This is a genomic window from Streptomyces manipurensis, assembly GCF_049570255.1.
Classification (GTDB): Bacteria; Actinomycetota; Actinomycetes; order Streptomycetales; family Streptomycetaceae; genus Streptomyces; species Streptomyces manipurensis.
The window spans coordinates 5,069,511-5,086,983 of record NZ_CP186950.1 but is presented as its reverse complement, the minus strand read 5'-3'; the positions used below and the strand labels follow the sequence as shown (position 1 = coordinate 5,086,983).

Sequence of the window (17,473 nt, the reverse complement as noted above, 5' to 3'; positions counted from 1 at the left end):
GCCCCCTCCCCGTCCCGCCCGGGCTCCGCCCGGACCCGGTCCTCAATCGCCGGACGGGCTCAAGATCTGCGTCAGCGCAGGGTGGTGGACTTGTCCGAGCGGTAGGTCGCCACCAGGGCCAGGCACATCGCGGCGATCGCGACACGGCCCGAGGCCTGGAGGAGCGGGCCGCGCAGCAGGATGAAGGAGTAGCCCGCGACCAGCGGGACCACCACCGAGATGAGGCTGCCGGGCGGTGACCGCCTGGTGGCCCGCTTGGCGTAGCGGCGGTCGACGCGGGCGGACGCGTACCCCATGCCGAGCAGCCCGGCCCCCATGCCCAGCGGCCCGAAGTCCAGCCACAGCTCGGCCCAGATCGGGGAGGAGAGGTTGGTGTTGACCGTGCCCATCCACTGGCCGACCATCACGCCGGTGTCCCGGGGCTTGCCCGGCCACACCGAGCGGGGCACCGCGAAGAAGACCGACCCGGCGAGCTGGCGGCCGTAGAAGTGCCCGGGGCCGGAGTTCGAGAAGGTGATGGTGTTCGCGAACATGCCGACCTGGTCGTAGTCCTTGAGCGCCATCGGCTCCAGGAAGGACGTGGTCTCCACCGGCCGGTAGTTCTTCTCGTCGTAGCGGAAGCGGTCCGCGAACGGGAAGAGGAGGAGCGCGACGACCACGGCCATGGACAGGGCCACCCGGTACATCGCCGCGCTCACCGGGAAGAGCGTGAAGAGCATGGCGAACATGACCGTCAGGAACCAGTAGCGCGGGTTCGAGATCGGGTTGTTGACCACCAGGTTGAGGGCGGCCAGCGCGCCCCAGGTGACGATGACCGACACCTTGCGGCGGGCGTACTTGGAGGTGACCAGCCAGCGCGTGTACAGCAGCATCGCCAGCAGCGCCGGGACGGTGCCGAAGCCGCGCAGCAGTGCCTGGCCGGCCTGGCCGTCGCCGTTGGAGACGCCGGCCTCCTCGATGCCCGCGATGATCTCCTGGCGGCTGGAGAAGAAGACCGCGGGTCCGCCGAGCTTCATGATGAAGACCGCGCTGCACCCGAAGGCCAGGGCGGTGAGCAGCTGCAGGCGCCGCCGGTGCGTCATGACGGGCCGCGACGCGCGCTGCGAGCCCCCCGCACGGCCGGTCGGCCGGTGCCGGGCGAGAAGGACGCCGACGTCGAAGGCGGTGCAGCCGAGCAGGACCAGCCCGATGGCGACGGTCAGGTCGGAGCGGGGGCCCACGACGGGGGTGGGGACCTGGCCGAGGACGGCCTGGGCGAGGGGGGCCACGCCCATGGCCATGTAGACGAAGAGCCAGAACGAGCCCTGGAGCAGCTTGCGGCGGCTGGTGAGCACCATCGCGGAGAGCCGGGCGCCCGAGTACATGGCCAGGAGGAGCTGGAGCCAGAAGGCGGCGTCGCGCTGGCCCGCGCCGGACTGGACGGCGACGAACAGCGGGAGGAAGACGGTGAAGCCGAGGGCGAGGGGCACGGACAGGGCCCGGGAGAGCAGGGTGCGCGGGAGGGTGTCCCGGCCCCACATGCTCTCGTCCTCGAAGGGGGACGGCAGCTGGGGGTTCGCGGGCGGCGCGGAGGGCTTGCGTATGTCCGTCGTCACTGCCGCCCCCACCCGATGTGCCTGGTCCGCGCGCAGTCTAGTCTGAGCGGGCCGCGCCCGGGGAGGCCGCGGCCCAGAGCATGATGGGGGCTTCTGTTGCGCGACCTTCCTTCCTTCACGCTGGCCGGGTACGACAAGGGGCGCGGGCTGCTGACGCAGGCGCTCTGGTTCGCCGTGATGAACACGGTCTTCATGGCCTGGTTCTGTCCGGCGCGGCTGCGGGTGGCCCTGCTGCGCGCCTTCGGCGCGAAGATCGGCGAGGGCGTGCTGATCCGGCACCGGGTGCGGGTGCTGTGGCCGTGGAAGCTGACCGTCGGGGACCACACCTGGATAGGCGAGGGTGCCTGGCTGCTGAACCTGGAGCCGGTCACCCTCGGTGCGCACGTGTGCCTGTCGCAGGAGGCCATGCTGTGCACGGGCTCGCACGACCACCGGGCGGCCGACTTCCGCTACCGCAACGCCCCGATCACCGTCGAGGACGGTGCCTGGGTGGCGGCGCGGGCGACGGTGCTCGCCGGCGTCACGGTGGGCCGCTGCGCGGTCGCCGGCGCGGGGGCCGTGGTGCACAAGGACCTTCCCGCACTGACCCTGCAGACCCAGGACGGTCACCGCCGCCCGGTGGAGGAGCCGAAGTGAGAGTCCTGCACGCCGTCACCCTGCACTCGCCGTCGCACGCCTTCGGCGGGCCCGTGCGGGTCGCGCTGAACCTGGCCAAGGGGCTGCGCGCCCGGGGCCACGAGGCCCGGCTGCTGGCGCTGGGCGAGGGCTTCGAGGAGTGGCCCGTCGCGGTGGAGGGCGTTCCGGCGAAGCTGTTCCCGGCGCGTCGTCTGCTCCCCCTGGGTTTCAGCGGGATGACCTCGCCCGCGCTGCTGGCGTCGGCCGGGCGACTCGTACGGGACGCGGACGTCGTCCATGTCCACCTGGCGCGCGACCTGGTGACCCTGCCGGTGGCGCTGGCCGCGCTGCGGGCCGGCAGGCCGCTGGTGCTCCAGACCCACGGCATGGTGGACCCCAGCGGGAAGCTGCTGGCGAAGGTCCTGGACGCCCTCGCGGTACGCCGGCTGCTGCGCGGCGCGGACGCGCTGCTGTACCTGACCCCGCACGAGCGGGAGGGTCTGGACGCGGTGGTCGGCGGACCGCTGGCGAACACGGTCCGGCTGGTCAACGGCACCCCCGCCCAGGAGGGGCGGCCCGCTCCGGTCGGCGCCCCGCGGATCCTGTACTCGGCGCGGCTCCAGGCCCGCAAGCGGCCGGTGGACTTCGTGGACGCCGCCCCGGCGGTGCTGGCCGCCCACCCGGACGCGCACTTCGTGGTCGCGGGGCCGGACGAGGGCGAGCTGGGCTCCGTACGGGCCCGGATCGGGGAGCTGGGCCTGACGGACCGGTTCACCGTGCCCGGGGCGCTGTCCAGCGAGCAGGTGCAGGCCGAGCTGCGCCGGGCGCACGTGTACGTGCTGCCCTCGGTGGAGGAGCCGTTCCCGATGTCGGTGCTGGAGGCGCTCGCGGTGGGCGTCCCGACGGTGGTGACCCACTCCAACGGGCTGGCGCGGGACATCGCGCGGGCCGGGGCCGGCCGGGCCGTGGACCCGGGCCCCGCGGGAGTGTCCGACGCCGTCCTCGGTCTGCTGGACCCGGCCGCCAACGCCGCGGCCTCGCTCGCGGCGCGCGAGCTGGCCGCCGGGTCCTTCTCGATGGACGCCGTCCTGGACACCCTGCTGCCGGTGTACGAGGGCGCGCTGCGCCGCTGAACCGCCGCGCCGCGGCGTCAGATGACGTCGCGGCGGTGCTCCTCCACCACCGGTATCGCGCCGGCCGTGCGGCGGCGCTTGTAGATGCTGGTGTAGACGGCGAGGCCGATCCCGCCGACCGCCATCATGATGAGGCCGACCAGGTCGAGGTCGACGCTCTCCATCTCCCAGTCGGTGGCGAAGGTGAGGATGGCACCCACCACGATCAGGACGATGCATCCGCCGATGCCCATGGGTCCGCCTTCCGCTGTCATCACGGTGACCGTGACGGTGACTGTGTCCGCGCGGGTACCCGGCTTCGGCGTACGAAAACGCCCCCGGGGACCGGTGGTTGCCGGTCCCCGGGGGCGTCGTCGGTCCGGCTAGGCCGGGATCCAGGCGTAGCAGCCGGAGGAGTTGAACTCCGCCGTGCCCGCGGGCACGGCGGCCGTGATCTTGTCCCCGGCCTTCGGCGGGGCCTCGGGGCCCGAGGCGAGGACGGAGCCGTCCTTGCCCTTGGCCTCCCAGGTGCAGGTGGTGGCCTGGGTCAGCGCCCGGTAGGTGCCGGCCGCGGGCGAGGTGCGGGGCCCCTCGGGAAAGCCCTTCTCCGCCGCCGCGAGGACCGGCTTCTGGTCGGGGCACAGGTGCGTGATCGCGTCCTTGGCGCCCGCGATCTCCCCGGTGATGACGGCGCCGGTCGCGGCGTCCTTGTCGCGCTTGGCCGTGCGCGCGATCCGCTGGCAGGCCTCCTGGCCGGTCTGCAGGACGGCCGCGGGGTCCATCTTCTCCGGGACCCGCCCGCTCAGGTACTTCTTCTCCTCGGCCGTGAAGCTGCCCGTCTTCGGGGTCAGCTTGGCGTCGGGCAGGACGGGGCCCGTCGGCTTCGCGTCGGGCGCGGGCGCCGACGGCGCCGGGGCGTCCGCCGGGTCGGGGGCCGCCGACGAGGCCGGGGGCTTCGCCTTCGCCTGGGCGTCGGAGTCGTCCCCGCCCGAACTGCAGGCGGTCAGCGTCAGGGCGGCGGACAGCAGGACAGCAGCCGCTGCGGAGCGTCGGTACATCGGGTGGCTCCCGTACATGCTCAAGGGGGGTTGCAGGAGTGCGGGGCCCGGCCACGTGAGCCGGGCCCCGCATTGTCCGTCAGGCGGTGTTTTCGGTGTCGCTTACTTCGCGCCGAAGGTGAGGACCAGCTGCGGAGTGCCCTCCGCCGCCGTGGACTCGGCGGACCAGATCCACAGCGGGTCGGTCCCGTTGCTGGTCAGGCCCATGCTGTAGCTGGTGCCCAGGACCGCGGTGACCGCGGCGGTGTCCAGCTCCACGGTGTGCACGGCCGAGCCCTCCGGCACGCCCGCGATGCTGCCGAGCGGGGTGGCACCGAGGGCCGGCTTGGTGTTGAACGAGGTGCTCGCGCCGCTCCAGTTGCCGGTGACCGGGACCACGGAGACGGTGTCGGCGGTGCCGGCGTTCGCCTGGGTGCTGGTCTTGAACTGCAGCACCGCGGACTTCAGGACCTGGCCCGCCGGGGCGGCCGGCACGTCGAAGCGCAGGTACGTCTGGTAGAGCGAACCGCTGCCGCGGACCGCGAGCGAGGTGGAGGTGCCGTAGGCGGTGCTCGGGGCGCCCTGGTTGATGTAGGTGTCCTCGGTCGTCTTGACCGTGGAGACCGTGTCGGTCGGGGCCTTGGCCAGGTCGAAGTGCTTCTTGACCTGGGCCTCGGTGAGCGCCGACGGGTAGACGGCGGTCTCGTCGAGCTGACCGGCGAAGAAGTTGCTCGTCGGGCGGGTCGGCCAACCGGAGAGGTTGTCGCCGCCGGCGTGCCAGTAGCCCGCGTAGGTGCCGTTGCTGGTGGCGTTCAGCGTGTCCTTCTTCTGGCCGTCGACGTAGAGCGTGATGCCGCCGGGGCCCTGGGTGCCGACCACGTGGTGCCACTTGTTGTCGTTGTAGGTGTCGAACAGGCCGGTGGAGACCGTCCGGGTCGAGCCGTTGTAGACGCCGAAGACCAGGCGACCGGTGTTGGTCATGTAGATGTGGCGGTCGTTGGAGCCGCTGTTGCGCGTGGTGTTGTTGCCGAAGCCGATCAGCTTGCCGCCGCGCGTGCTGTTCGTCTTGAACCACGTCTCGATGGTGAAGGTGCTGCCGACCGACTGGCGGCGGTCGCTGTGCAGCTTCTGGCTGGTGCCGTTGAAGCCCATCGCCGAGCTGCCGGGGACGGCGCCGGGCGACTGCTTCAGGGCGGGGGCGTTGACCTGGATGCCGCTGCGGTTGCCGGACACCGAGGAGTCGGCGACGTACGGGCTGACCGCGTCGTCGTAACGCCAGTACAGCTCGGCGCCGTCGGTGCGGACCTGGTTCGGGTACGACTGGACCGAGGTCGGGACGGTCACCGAGGCGGTGGCCGACAGCGCGCTGGTGTTGCCGGCGGCGTCGGTCGCGGTCACCCGGTAGGTGTACGACTGTCCGGCCTTGACCGTGGTGTCGTTCCAGGAGGCCTGCGGGCGCTCCCACTCCAGCGAGCCGGCGGTGACGGTGGCGGCCGGGGTGGCCGAGCCGTTGCGGTAGATGCGGTACGTCAGCTTGCTGTCGTCCGCGTCGTAGCTGGTGCGCCAGCGGACCTGGACCTCACCGGGCTTGACGCTGGAGGCGCTGGCCACCGGGGTGGTCGGGGCGCCGACGTCGCCGGTGGAGGCGAAACGGGTCAGGGCCTGCTGCGGCTTGCCGTTGATGAGGGTGAACTCACCGCCGACCCACATGTACTTGACGTCGTTCTTCTCGGCCACGGCCATCACGCGCGGGCCGATGCCCTCGCCGAGGCCGTCGTTGGCCGTGGGGTGCCAGCCGAGCTTGCCCGGGCCGCGGACGAAGCCGTCCACGGGCGCGGGGGCGGCGCCCTCGTGGTCGGTCGGCTGGGCCAGCAGGAAGTGCCGCTTGCCGTCGGGGAACTCCTGCTCGGTGGAGCAGTCGTGCGCGTGCGAGGAGCTGTAGAGCACGCCCTCGTACGGCAGGACGAACTGGGTGGCGCCGAGGCAGCGGTCGCGCCACTTCTCGGTGAAGTCGCTCAGGCGCAGGCCGATGCGACCGTCGAAGACGCCGCCGCCGGAGCCCTCGTTGCCCGTGTAGAAGCCGGTGGCGTCGGTGGAGATGTCCTTGACGACCGAGTTCGACGGGATGTTGGTGTAGGTCTTCTTCACGGCGCCGGACGTGGCGTCGACGACGGCCAGCGCGTGGCTGTTGGAGTTGTTGACCGTGAAGAAGTCGCCGCCGAGCAGCACGTTCTTGCCGTCGGGGGTGACCTCGACAGCGCGGCCCGGCTCGTCGACGTTGGCGACGAAGGGCTTGAGCGCGCCGGAGGAGGCGTCGACCGCGGCGAACCGCTCGCGGGTCTGGCCCTCGACGGTGGTGAAGTCGCCGCCGACGTACAGGGTGTCGTCGGTGACGGCGAGTGCGCGCACGGTGGCCGGGAAGCCCGGGTGGAAGGCGGCCTTGGGGGTGCAGCTCGCGATGTCGATGGCCGCGAGGCTGGAGACCGGGGTGCCGTTGACGGCGCCGAAGTAGCCGCCCGCGTAGAGGGTCTTCTTGTCCTTCGAGACGACCAGCGTACGGACCGTCGCGGTGCCGTCGCCGATGGTGAAGGCCAGCTTGCAGGAGGTCGGCTTGCCCGTCGCGGCGTCGAGCGCGACGAAGTTGACGGCATCCTGCTCGGCGCCCGCGGTGCCGTCGGGCGGACGGACGGCCGAGAAGGTACCGCCGGCGAAGACGGTGCCCTCCGCCTGGGCCATCGCCCAGACGATGCCGTCGGGCTGCCAGGTGGGCAGCTCGTCGGCGGTGAATGCCACCGGGGCCGTGATGGCCGACGCCTGGGGCATCAGCACCAGGCCTATGCCGGTGCCCGCACCGGCCAGTGACAGGACGAGGGCGGCAGTCAGCCCTCTGGATCTACGCATGAGCCCCCCAGGGCAATCGCCCGGTTTTGATGGCTGGAACTATCCGAACAGCCATATGTATCTGGCGCAGACTAGGGCTCACCCGAGGGCCCGGTCACCTCCCTTGACCCATTGCATACCAACTTGGAATCAAAGGTTCAGCATGGAGGGTGCACTAGGGACATACGGCACGTATGCCCCGGCCACGCTGGCGCAGAACCGCCTGCATGACCGGAACACGGCAAATCGTAGGGGAAATATAAGGCCTCAGCGGTCGATGCGGACCGTCACGCCCGCCAGTTGGTCCTCGACCTGGCGGATGTCGGCGTCCACCATGATCTGCGCCAGCTCTGCCACCAGGACCGACGGCTTCCAGCCAAGCAGGTCGTGGGCCTTGGAAGCGTCGCCGATCAGGGCGTCCACCTCGCTCGGGCGCTCGTACTTGGCGTCGTAGCGGACGTGCTCGGTCCAGTCGAGACCGGCGTGGGAGAAGGAGGACTCGACGAATTCGCGCACGGTCGCGGCGACGCCCGTGGCGACGACGTAGTCGGTGGGCTCGTCCTGCTGGAGCATCCGCCACATGGCGTCCACGTACTCGGGGGCGTAGCCCCAGTCGCGGACCGCGTCGAGGTTGCCCAGGTAGAGGTGGTCCTGCAGGCCCGCCTTGATCCGGGCCACCGCGCGGGTGATCTTGCGGGTCACGAAGGTCTCGCCGCGGCGCGGGGACTCGTGGTTGAAGAGGATCCCGTTGACGGCGAACATGTCGTACGCCTCGCGGTAGTTCACCGTCGTCCAGTACGCGAAGACCTTCGCGGCGCCGTACGGGCTGCGCGGGTGGAAGGGGGTCCCCTCGTTCTGCGGCGGCGGGGTGGCGCCGAACATCTCCGAGGACGAGGCCTGGTAGATGCGGGTGTCGACGCCGCTGGCCCGGATGGCTTCCAGCAGCCGCAGCGCGCCGAGGCCCGTCACGTCGCCCGTGTAGAGCGGGGCGTCGAAGGAGACGCGGACGTGGGACTGCGCACCCAGGTTGTAGACCTCGTCGGGGCGTATGTCGCGCAGCAGGTTCACCAGGGCGACGCCGTCGGAGAGGTCGGCGTGGTGCAGGACGAAGGACCGGTTCGCGGTGTGCGGGTCCTGGTAGATGTGGTCGACCCGCTCCGTGTTGAAGCTGGAGGACCGCCGCACGAGACCGTGCACCGTGTAGCCCTTGGAGAGCAGGAGCTCGGCGAGGTACGAGCCGTCCTGTCCCGTGACTCCGGTGATCAGTGCGGTCTTGCCCATGGGGTCCCCTTGCTGGTGGTGGCTGTCGGTCGTGGTGAGGCGGTGCCTCGGGGTGGCTGCGGAGCGGGCCGTGCCGGGCGGCCGGCCCGGCGTCCGGGCCGCGGCCCGGGGTGTGGATGCGTACCGTACACGGCCGCTCCGGGGCGGCCCCGTCGGGGCGGCCGCCGTTCTGTGCTGCGGACGCGCGCGGGCCCGCGCCCGGTTCCGGCCGTCCCGCGGGCCGGAGCCCGGGGCGTGGACCGTTGCCGCCCCCGCGGGGGCGGACTGGCATCATCGGCGGTATGACAAGTTCGCTGCCGCTCCTGCCCCCGAACGCCCGTGTCTTCGTCGCGGGCCACCGCGGCCTCGTGGGGTCCGCGGTCGCCCGGCGGCTGACCGCCGACGGCCACGAGGTGCTCACCCGGGGCCGTGCCGACCTCGACCTGCGCGACGCCGCGGCCACCGAGGCCTACCTGAAGGACGTCCGCCCGGACGCCGTGGTGCTGGCCGCCGCCAAGGTCGGCGGGATCATGGCCAACAGCACGTACCCGGTGCAGTTTCTGGAGGAGAACCTCCGGATCCAGCTCAGCGTGATCGGCGGCGCCCACGCCGCCGGCGTGGGCCGGCTGCTGTTCCTCGGGTCCTCGTGCATCTACCCGAAGCTGGCCCCGCAGCCGATCCACGAGGATTCGCTGCTGACCGGCCCGCTGGAGCCGACCAACGAGGCCTACGCCCTCGCGAAGATCGCCGGGATCGTCCAGGTCCAGTCGTACCGCAAGCAGTACGGGGCCTCGTACATCTCGGCCATGCCGACGAACCTCTACGGGCCCGGGGACAACTTCGACCTGGAGACCTCGCACGTCCTGCCCGCCCTGATCCGGCGCTTCCACGAGGCCGCCGCGGAGGGCCGCGAGGAGGTCACCCTGTGGGGTTCGGGAACCCCGCGGCGGGAGTTCCTGCACGTGGACGACCTGGCCGCGGCCTGCGCCGTCCTGCTGCGCGACTACGACGGGGACGAGCCGGTGAACATCGGCTGCGGCGAGGACCTGACGATCCGCGAGCTCGCCGAGACCGTCGCCGAGGTGACGGGCTTCCGCGGCCGGCTGGCCTGGGACACCTCCAAGCCGGACGGGACCCCGCGCAAGCTGCTGGACGTCGGCCGCCTGACCTCGCTCGGCTGGAAGCCCGGCATCCCGCTGCGGGACGGCATCGCCTCCACGTACAAGTGGTGGCGCGAGCAGAGCTGATCGCACAGGCGGCCTCGGCCCCTCAGTAGGCTCCGCGACCGTCGACGACGGCGCGGAGCGTACGGCCCATCACGTCGACGTCACTGGTGAAGGACCAGTTGTCGACGTACTGCAGGTCCAGCTGGATGGTCTCGTCCCACGACAGGTCGGAACGGCCGCTGATCTGCCACAGCCCGGTCATGCCGGGGCGCACGGTGAGCCGGCGCAGCTCGACCTCGTCGTACTGGGCCACCTCCTCCGGCAGCGGCGGGCGCGGGCCGACCAGCGACATGTCGCCGACGAGCACGTTGACGAGCTGCGGCAGCTCGTCCAGGGACGTGCGGCGCAGCAGCCGGCCCACCCGGGTGACCCGGGGGTCGCGGCGCATCTTGAACATCAGGCCGTCGTTCTCGTTGGCCCCGGCCAGCTCGGCCTTGCGCGCGTCGGCGTCGACGACCATCGTGCGGAACTTCCACATGACGAACGGGACTCCGTCGCGGCCGATGCGCCGCTGGCGGTAGAAGGCCGGGCCGCGCGAGCCGAAGCGGATCGCGAGGACGATGCCGAGGAAGAACGGGGAGAGCAGCAGCAGGCCCACCGCGGCGCCGACCCGGTCCAGGGCCGACTTCAGCACGGTCTGCACCCCGCGGCTGACCGGCGGCGCGACGCGCAGCACGGCGAGTCCGCCGGCGGAGAGGGTCTCCAGACGCTTGACGGAGACCTCCACCAGGCCGGGGAAGACCGCGAGCTCCAGCCCGGCGTCGTGCAGGGCCCAGGCGACGCGGCGCAGCCGCTCCCCGGTGATCCGCACACCGGGGGCGACGAGGACCAGGTCGGCGTGGTGGCTGCGGACGGCGCCGAGCACGGCCGTGGAGTCGCCGGCCGGGGCGTCGGGGGCGTCGGCTTCGAGCCGTGCGGCGACGGGCACCCCGCTCGCGAGCGGTCCGGTGCCGACCGGGACGACGCCGACGACGACGTACGGGTGGTCGGTGCGGGCGGCGAGGTGCGCGATGACGTCCTCGGCCGCGTCCGGCTCCCCTATCACCAGCACGCGGCTGACGGCCTGCGCCTCCCGGCGGGCCGCCGAGAGATGGCGGTAGGTCAGCTTGTGGCAGGCGACGGTGATCAGCAGGGCGGGCAGCAGGGCACCGAGGGCGGACAGCCGGGGCGTCGCCTCTTCGGTCACCACACGCGCCACGGCCAGCACGCCGATCAGAATGAGCCAGTCGTGGACGACCGGAAGCACGCCCCGGGACTCGCCGAGCGCGCGCGTGGCGTAGCGGCGGCGCAGCGCCTGCACACCGGTCCACGCCAGCGCGGCGGCCAGGGCGCAGTACAGCGGCCGGACCTGCTGGGCCGCGTCGAACACGAGCCCCACGGGGATCGCGGCTCCGAGGAAGTCGGCCGCGACGGCGGCCGGACGGTACCAACGGGCCTTGTCTCCGAGGCGCCGCGCGGGCGCAAGGGACTCATGGGCCGCTATGGCCACACTTTGCGCAGGAAAATGGACATGCCTCATGGGCCCCCCTGGCACGTGGTCTATGACAGTGGCGGGTGTCCGTGCTTCCCCTGGCACCGAACATCTGCCGCACCGGCAAACAGTACGACAAACACCCGTACGGTAAATGCCGTTTCGGTCAAGCCAGCCTCTTGTTGCGCAAGTGTTAGCAACCGGTAGCAGGCGTTCCGAATGTTGGACGTGCTGGCGCGCACACAAAGGTGAATGTTCCGGATACCGGATACGTCGCTTCGAACAACGAACCGTTTCCGGCCAACCTTTTGACGCGGCCCTGACATTCAGGTCCCCAAGTGGCACTCTTCGACCGTTCATCGCACCAGCCCTGTTCTGCCCGGAGGCCCACCCAGCCATCCGGAACCCCCCTTGCAGAAGGAGTCTGCGTTGAGGTCCACCCCCCAGAGGCGTGCCACCGCGGCGGGCGCGCTCGTTGCCGCGGCGGCCCTGCTCGCCGTAGGCATACAGACCGGAACCGCCACCGCCGACGCCACCGCGTCACAGGCACCCAAGGCCGCTCAGGCCAACCCCGGAGCGGCCAACCGCGTACTCAGCGCATCGGAGCGTGCGACGCTCCTCGCGGAGGCCAACTCGACCACCGCGCAGGCCGCCAAGGCGCTCGGCCTCGGCAGCGGCGAGAAGCTCGTCGTCCGCGACGTCGTCCAGGATGCGGACGGCACCACGCACACGACGTACGAGCGGACCTACAACGGGCTGCCCGTCCTCGGCGGTGACCTCACCGTCCACGCCAAGGGCGGCGTCACCAAGAGTGTGACGAAGGCAACCCAGCACGAGATCAAGGTCGCGGACACGGACGCCACCGTCACGCCGGCCGCCGCCGAGAGCCAGGCCGTCGCCGCGGCCAGCGCCGAGGGCTCCAAGGAGGCCAAGCCCTCCAAGAACGCCCGCAAGGTGATCTGGGCCGCCGAAGGCGCCCCCGTCCTCGCGTTCGAGACCGTCGTCGGCGGCCTCCAGCACGACGGCACGCCGAACGAGCTGCACGTGGTGACCAACGCCAAGACCGGCGCCAAGATCACCGAGTGGCAGGCCGTGGAGACCGGCACCGGCAACACCCAGTACAGCGGCCAGGTCACCATCGGCAGCACCCAGTCGGGCAGCACCTGGAACCTGACCGACGCCACGCGCGGCAGCCACAAGACCTACAACCTCAACCGGGGCACCTCCGGCACCGGCACGCTCTTCTCCGGCCCGGACGACATCTGGGGCAACGGCTCGCCCTCCAACCTGGAGACGGCCGGCGCCGACGCCCAGTACGGCGCCCAGCTGACCTGGGACTACTACAAGAACGTGCACGGGCGCAACGGCCTGCGCAACGACGGCGTCGCGCCGTACTCCCGGGTCCACTACGGCAACGCGTACATCAACGCGTTCTGGCAGGACTCCTGCTTCTGCATGACCTACGGCGACGGCGCGGGCAACAACAAGCCGCTCACGTCCATCGACGTGGCCGCGCACGAGATGACCCACGGCCTGACCTCGGTCACCGGCAACATGACCTACAGCGGCGAGTCCGGCGGCCTGAACGAGGCGACCTCCGACATCTTCGCGGCGGCCGTCGAGTTCCACGCCAACAACGCCCAGGACGTCGGCGACTACCTGGTCGGCGAGAAGATCGACATCAACGGCGACGGCACCCCGCTGCGCTACATGGACAAGCCGAGCAAGGACGGCTCGTCCAAGGACGCCTGGTACTCGGGCATCGGCTCCATCGACGTCCACTACTCCTCGGGTCCGGCCAACCACTGGTACTACCTGGCCTCCGAGGGCTCGGGCGCGAAGGTCGTCAACGGCGTCAGCTACGACTCGCCGACCTCCGACGGCCTGCCGGTCACCGCGATCGGCCGGGACGCCGCCTCGAAGATCTGGTTCCGCGCGCTGACCACCGGCCTGTTCAAGTCGAACACCAACTACGCGGCCGCGCGCACCGCCACCCTCCAGGCCGCCGCCGACCTGTACGGGGCCGGCTCGGTCACCTACAACAACGCGGCCAACGCCTGGGCGGCCATCAACGTCGGCCCCCGCATCGTGAACGGCGTCTCGGTCACCAACCCGGGCAACCAGAACACCGTCACGGGCAGCGCCGTCAGCCTCCAGGTCCAGGCGACCAGCACCAACCCGGGCGCGCTGACCTACTCGGCGACCGGTCTCCCGGCCGGCCTGTCGATCAACTCCTCCACCGGTCTGATCACCGGCACCGCGAACACCGCGGGCACGTCCAACGTGACCGTGACCGTGCGCGACGCCCAGAACCAGACCGGCACGGCGTCCTTCACCTGGACGGTCGGCACCTCGCAGCAGACCGTCTTCGAGAACACCACCGACTACGCGATCGCGGACAACGCGACCGTCGAGTCGCCCATCACGGTCAACCGCACGGGCAACGCGTCGAGCGCCCTCAAGGTGGACGTGAACATCCAGCACACCTACGTCGGTGACCTCCGGGTCGACCTGGTCGCCCCCGACGGCACCGTCTACAACCTGCGCAACCGCACCGGCGGCAGCGCGGACAACATCGTCCAGCAGTTCACCGTCAACGCCTCGTCCGAGGTCGCGGCCGGTGTCTGGAAGCTGCGTGTCGCGGACCTCGCGAGCCTCGACACCGGCAAGATCGACAGCTGGAAGCTCACCTTCTGACCCCACCGGGGTCCGGATGAGCACCGGCTGAACCGATGACACGGGGCCGCCCGGGAGGAAACCTCCCCGGGCGGCCCTGTCCCATGGGGCCCGTGGCGGGGCCCCGTTCCGGCCGGGTCAGCCGACGGCGCGCAGGAGGCGGGAGAGGAAGTCCTCTCCCGCCTCCTGTCCGTCCTGCTCGTCCCGCTCGTCCGCCGCCTGGTCCCCGCGGCCCTCTTCGCCGCCTTCGCTCCAGCCGCCGTTGTTGCCGTTCCCACCGTTCCCGCCGTTGGCCCAGTCGCCGCCGTTGCCGCCGTTCCCGCCGTTGCTCCAGTCCCCGCCGTTGCCCCCGTCGCCACCGTTCCCGCCCTGGTCCCCGCGGCCCCCTTCCGCCGACCGGAACAGGGCCGCGACGACCTTGACGCCCCGCACCGACTCGCGCGGGTCCAGGGTGGCGACCGACCGGCCGCTGCAGCCGGTGTCGGCGAAGAGGACCGCCCGCGAACGCGTCCGGTTGGTCAGCTCGACGGCGGGGTGTCTGCGGGAGGTGGCCGTCAGCAGGTAGCAGGTGTCGTTGTCCGCCGGGCGGATCCGGCCCTCGCGGGTGCGGCCGGCGTCGTCGACGTACCGGTACTGGAGCGAGCCGAGGGGGCGGCCGTCCCGGTGCTCGGCCGCGGAGGGGCCGGCGGTGGGCAGGACGAGCACGAGGGCGCCGACGAACACGGCGGCGGTGGTGCGAAGGCGCATGGGTGAGTCCGTTCCTCGGGGTCCGTGGATGTCCGGTCCGGTGACATCCGCGGGCAGCGTAGGAGCGGGAACCACCGCTGAAACGTTTCGGCATGCGGAGCGCGTTCGAAGGTTCACCCGGGAGGTCCCCGCCGCGGCGCCCCGCCGCGGCGGGGGCGGGCGGCCGCCCGGGCCGCCCGCCCCCTCACGCGGAGCCGTCCGCCCGCGTTACCTCAGCAGTACGCCGCCGCCCGCGTCGGAGTCCGCCGGGACGGCGACCAGGCCCAGCTCGGCCGGGGTCGCCAGCAGCGGATGCGTCGGCAGGATGCGCACGGTGTAGCCGAACGGGCCGGTGCGGTCGAGGGCGAGCGGTCCCTCGTACACCCAGCGGCCCTCCATGTCCGGACCCGCCGCCGGCTTCAGCGGGAAGCTGCGGCCGTCCCGGATCACGTCCTGCGGATCCACCCGTCCGGCCAGCACCTGCACCTCGACGTCCTCGGGCGCGAGGGAGTCCAGCGCGACCCGGACCCGCAGGGTGAGCGTCGCGCCCAGCTCGGCCGTCCCGTTCACGGGGGCCGCCGCCAGCGCCTCCACATGCTCCACGGACACCCTCGGCCAGGCCTCCCGTACCCGCCCCTTCCACCAGGCCAGGTCCCGGGCCGCCGCGGCGTCGAGCGACCGGTGGGCGAGCGCGGCCGGGGCGTAGAGCCGCTCCACGTACTCGCGCACCATGCGCCCGGCGAGCACCTTCGGCCCGAGGGAGACCAGGGTGCGCCGGACCATCTCGATCCACCGCACCGGGAGTCCGGCGCGGCCGGCCCGGTCGTAGAAGCGCGGCGCGACCCGGTTCTCGATCAGCTCGTAGAGGGCGTTGGCCTCCAGCTGGTCCCGGCGGTCCTCGTCGGCCCCGAGCCCGTCGGCGGTCGGGATGGCCCACCCGAAGTCCGGCTCGAACCACTCGTCCCACCAGCCGTCCAGCACGGACAGGTTGAGGCAGCCGTTCAGCGCGGCCTTCATCCCGCTCGTCCCGCACGCCTCCAGCGGCCGCAGCGGATTGTTCAGCCAGACGTCGCAGCCCGGGTAGAGGCGCTGCGCCATGGCCATGCCGTAGTCGGGGAGGAACACGATCCGGTGGCGCACCCGGGGGTCGTCCGCGAACCGCACCAGCTCCTGCACCAGCCGCTTCCCGCCGTCGTCGGCCGGATGCGCCTTGCCCGCCACGACGATCTGCACCGGGCGGTCCGGGTCCAGCAGCAGACCGCGCAGCCGGTCCGGGTCACGCAGCATCAGCGTCAGCCGCTTGTACGAGGGCACGCGGCGGGCGAAGCCGATGGTCAGCACGTCCGGGTCGAGCACGGAGTCCACCCAGCCCAGTTCGGCGGCCGCGGCCCCGCGCTGGAGCCACGACGCCCGCAGCCGGTCCCGTACCTCCTGCACCAGCTGTTCCCGCAGCACCCGCCGCAGGTCCCACACGTCCTGGTCCGGGATGTCGGCGACGGCGTCCCAGCGCCGGGAGCCGCCGACCGACAGGGCGTCCTCGGTGCGGCCGGGGCCGATCTGGCGGGCGCCGAGCCGGACCACCTCGGGGGCGACCCAGCTCGGGGCGTGGACCCCGTTGGTCACGGAGGTGATGGGCACGTCGGCCGGGTCGAAGCCCGGCCACAGCCCGGCGAACATCTCCCGGCTGACCGCTCCGTGCAGGGTGGACACCCCGTTGGCCCGCTGCGCCAGGCGCAGTCCCATGACGGCCATGTTGAACACCCCGGGGTCGCCGCCGGGATAGGTCTCGGCGCCCAGCTCCAGGATCCGGTCGACGGGGACGCCGGCCAGTTCCCCGCCCTCCCCGAAGTGCCGGGCGACCAGGCTCCGCTCGAACCGGTCGATCCCGGCGGGGACGGGGGTGTGCGTGGTGAAGACCGTCCCGGCCCGTACAGCCTCCAGGGCGGCGTCGAAGCCGAGGCCCTGCCCGCGCTCCAGTTCCCTTATGCGCTCGAGGCCGAGGAAGCCCGCGTGGCCCTCGTTGGTGTGGAACACCTCGGGCTCGGGGTGGCCGGTGAGGGCGCAGTACAGGCGCACGGCGCGGACGCCGCCGATGCCGAGGAGCATCTCCTGGAGCAGCCGGTGGTCGCTGCCGCCGCCGTAGAGCCGGTCGGTCACCTCGCGGGCCGCGGCGTCGTTGTCCTCCACGTCGGAGTCCAGGAGCAGCAGCGGTACGCGGCCGACGCGCGCCTGCCAGACGTGGGCGTGCAGGGCCCGGCCGCCGGGCAGGGTCAGCGAGACCCGGGCCGGGGTGCCGTCGTCCTGGCGGACGAGGCCGAGCGGGAGTTCGTTGGGGTCGAGGACGGGATAGTGCTCCTGCTGCCAGCCGTCGCGGGAGAGCGACTGGCGGAAGTAGCCGTGCCGGTAGAGGAGTCCCACGCCGATGAGCGGGACGCCGAGGTCACTGGCGGCCTTCAGGTGGTCGCCGGCGAGGATGCCGAGGCCGCCGGAGTACTGCGGGAGGGCGGCGGTGATCCCGAACTCGGGCGAGAAGTAGGCGATGGCGGCAGGCAGTTCCGCGCCGTTCTCGCGGCTCTGGTACCACCTCCCGCCGTTCACGTAGTCATCGAGGTCGGCGGCGGCGACGGCGAGCCGCCGCAGGAAGCGGCGGTCGGACGCCAGCTCCTCGAGGCGGGCGGCGGAGACGGTACCGAGCATCCGCACGGGGTCTCCGCCGGCTGCCTGCCAGCCCTCGGGGTCGACGGATTGGAAGAGTTCGCGGGTCTCCACGTGCCACGACCAGCGCAGGTTGCGCGCGAGGCCGGTGAGCGGCAGGAGGGACTCCGGGAGGACGGGGCGCACGGTGAATCGACGGATAGCCTTCACACGTTCCACC

At 72.0% G+C, this 17,473-nt stretch carries 12 protein-coding genes; 4 read left to right on the top strand and 8 right to left on the bottom strand.

All coding sequences use genetic code 11. The features are described 5' to 3' along the window. Positions 1-71 precede the first annotated feature (71 nt). Positions 72-1,520, bottom strand: coding sequence for a hypothetical protein (locus tag ACPU2J_RS23650; protein ID WP_420082348.1), 1,449 nt, complete (start codon positions 1,518-1,520; stop codon positions 72-74). Positions 1,521-1,691: 171 nt separating this feature from the next. Between ACPU2J_RS23650 and ACPU2J_RS23645 the strand changes: the two genes are divergently transcribed. Both ACPU2J_RS23645 and ACPU2J_RS23640 read left to right on the top strand, forming a co-directional pair. Then, positions 1,692-2,231 carry a WcaF family extracellular polysaccharide biosynthesis acetyltransferase gene (locus tag ACPU2J_RS23645; protein ID WP_361595033.1) on the top strand — a complete coding sequence of 180 codons (540 nt, stop codon included), beginning with the start codon at positions 1,692-1,694 and terminating at the stop codon, positions 2,229-2,231. Further along, positions 2,228-3,343 carry a glycosyltransferase gene (locus tag ACPU2J_RS23640; RefSeq protein ID WP_423833946.1) on the top strand — a complete coding sequence of 372 codons (1,116 nt, stop codon included), beginning with the start codon at positions 2,228-2,230 and terminating at the stop codon, positions 3,341-3,343. Before ACPU2J_RS23645 ends, ACPU2J_RS23640 begins: the two co-directional genes overlap by 4 nt. A 17-nt stretch (positions 3,344-3,360) precedes the next feature. Here ACPU2J_RS23640 and ACPU2J_RS23635 read toward each other — a convergent pair whose 3' ends face one another. The 4 genes from ACPU2J_RS23635 to gmd form a co-directional block, all read right to left on the bottom strand. Continuing rightward, positions 3,361-3,576 (bottom strand): DUF6458 family protein, encoded by a 216-nt coding sequence (locus tag ACPU2J_RS23635; protein WP_365080095.1) that lies wholly within the window; start codon positions 3,574-3,576, stop codon positions 3,361-3,363. Positions 3,577-3,705: 129 nt separating this feature from the next. Continuing rightward, complete coding sequence (locus ACPU2J_RS23630) at positions 3,706-4,380, bottom strand: hypothetical protein (protein ID WP_420079546.1); 675 nt, start codon at positions 4,378-4,380, stop codon at positions 3,706-3,708. 102 nt (positions 4,381-4,482) lie between these two features. Further along, positions 4,483-7,260 (bottom strand): DUF7594 domain-containing protein, encoded by a 2,778-nt coding sequence (locus ACPU2J_RS23625; RefSeq protein ID WP_423833945.1) that lies wholly within the window; start codon positions 7,258-7,260, stop codon positions 4,483-4,485. A gap of 246 nt (positions 7,261-7,506) precedes the next feature. Beyond that, positions 7,507-8,520, bottom strand: coding sequence for a GDP-mannose 4,6-dehydratase (gene gmd, locus ACPU2J_RS23620; protein WP_365497111.1), 1,014 nt, complete (start codon positions 8,518-8,520; stop codon positions 7,507-7,509). Between the two features lie 281 nt (positions 8,521-8,801). On the opposite strand from gmd, the gene ACPU2J_RS23615 reads away from it, so the two are divergent. Further along, complete coding sequence (locus tag ACPU2J_RS23615) at positions 8,802-9,746, top strand: GDP-L-fucose synthase family protein (RefSeq protein ID WP_420079548.1); 945 nt, start codon at positions 8,802-8,804, stop codon at positions 9,744-9,746. A gap of 22 nt (positions 9,747-9,768) precedes the next feature. Here ACPU2J_RS23615 and ACPU2J_RS23610 read toward each other — a convergent pair whose 3' ends face one another. After that, complete coding sequence (locus ACPU2J_RS23610) at positions 9,769-11,244, bottom strand: sugar transferase (RefSeq protein ID WP_420079549.1); 1,476 nt, start codon at positions 11,242-11,244, stop codon at positions 9,769-9,771. A gap of 381 nt (positions 11,245-11,625) precedes the next feature. Here ACPU2J_RS23610 and ACPU2J_RS23605 point away from each other — a divergent pair, with 381 nt between their 5' ends. Next, positions 11,626-13,893, top strand: a complete 2,268-nt coding sequence (locus ACPU2J_RS23605) for a M4 family metallopeptidase (RefSeq protein ID WP_423833944.1) — start codon at positions 11,626-11,628, stop codon at positions 13,891-13,893. Positions 13,894-14,010: 117 nt separating this feature from the next. Here ACPU2J_RS23605 and ACPU2J_RS23600 read toward each other — a convergent pair whose 3' ends face one another. Both ACPU2J_RS23600 and glgP read right to left on the bottom strand, forming a co-directional pair. Continuing rightward, positions 14,011-14,619 (bottom strand): hypothetical protein, encoded by a 609-nt coding sequence (locus ACPU2J_RS23600; protein WP_423833943.1) that lies wholly within the window; start codon positions 14,617-14,619, stop codon positions 14,011-14,013. Positions 14,620-14,826: 207 nt separating this feature from the next. After that, a complete protein-coding gene (gene glgP / locus ACPU2J_RS23595) occupies positions 14,827-17,463 on the bottom strand; it encodes an alpha-glucan family phosphorylase (protein ID WP_361591675.1) in 2,637 nt (878 codons plus the stop codon). Positions 17,464-17,473: the final 10 nt, after the last annotated feature.

What these genes read in the sequence shown, in the direction of transcription:
- ACPU2J_RS23650 (WP_420082348.1), bottom strand. Translation starts at nt 1,520, where the DNA reads ATGTGGGGCCGGGACACCCTCCCGCGCACCCTGCTCTCCCGGGCCCTG.
- ACPU2J_RS23635 (WP_365080095.1), bottom strand. Translation starts at nt 3,576, where the DNA reads ATGGGCATCGGCGGATGCATCGTCCTGATCGTGGTGGGTGCCATCCTC.
- ACPU2J_RS23630 (WP_420079546.1), bottom strand. Translation starts at nt 4,380, where the DNA reads ATGTACCGACGCTCCGCAGCGGCTGCTGTCCTGCTGTCCGCCGCCCTG.
- ACPU2J_RS23625 (WP_423833945.1), bottom strand. Translation starts at nt 7,260, where the DNA reads ATGCGTAGATCCAGAGGGCTGACTGCCGCCCTCGTCCTGTCACTGGCC.
- gmd (WP_365497111.1), bottom strand. Translation starts at nt 8,520, where the DNA reads ATGGGCAAGACCGCACTGATCACCGGAGTCACGGGACAGGACGGCTCG.
- ACPU2J_RS23615 (WP_420079548.1), top strand. Translation starts at nt 8,802, where the DNA reads ATGACAAGTTCGCTGCCGCTCCTGCCCCCGAACGCCCGTGTCTTCGTC.
- ACPU2J_RS23610 (WP_420079549.1), bottom strand. Translation starts at nt 11,244, where the DNA reads ATGAGGCATGTCCATTTTCCTGCGCAAAGTGTGGCCATAGCGGCCCAT.
- ACPU2J_RS23600 (WP_423833943.1), bottom strand. Translation starts at nt 14,619, where the DNA reads ATGCGCCTTCGCACCACCGCCGCCGTGTTCGTCGGCGCCCTCGTGCTC.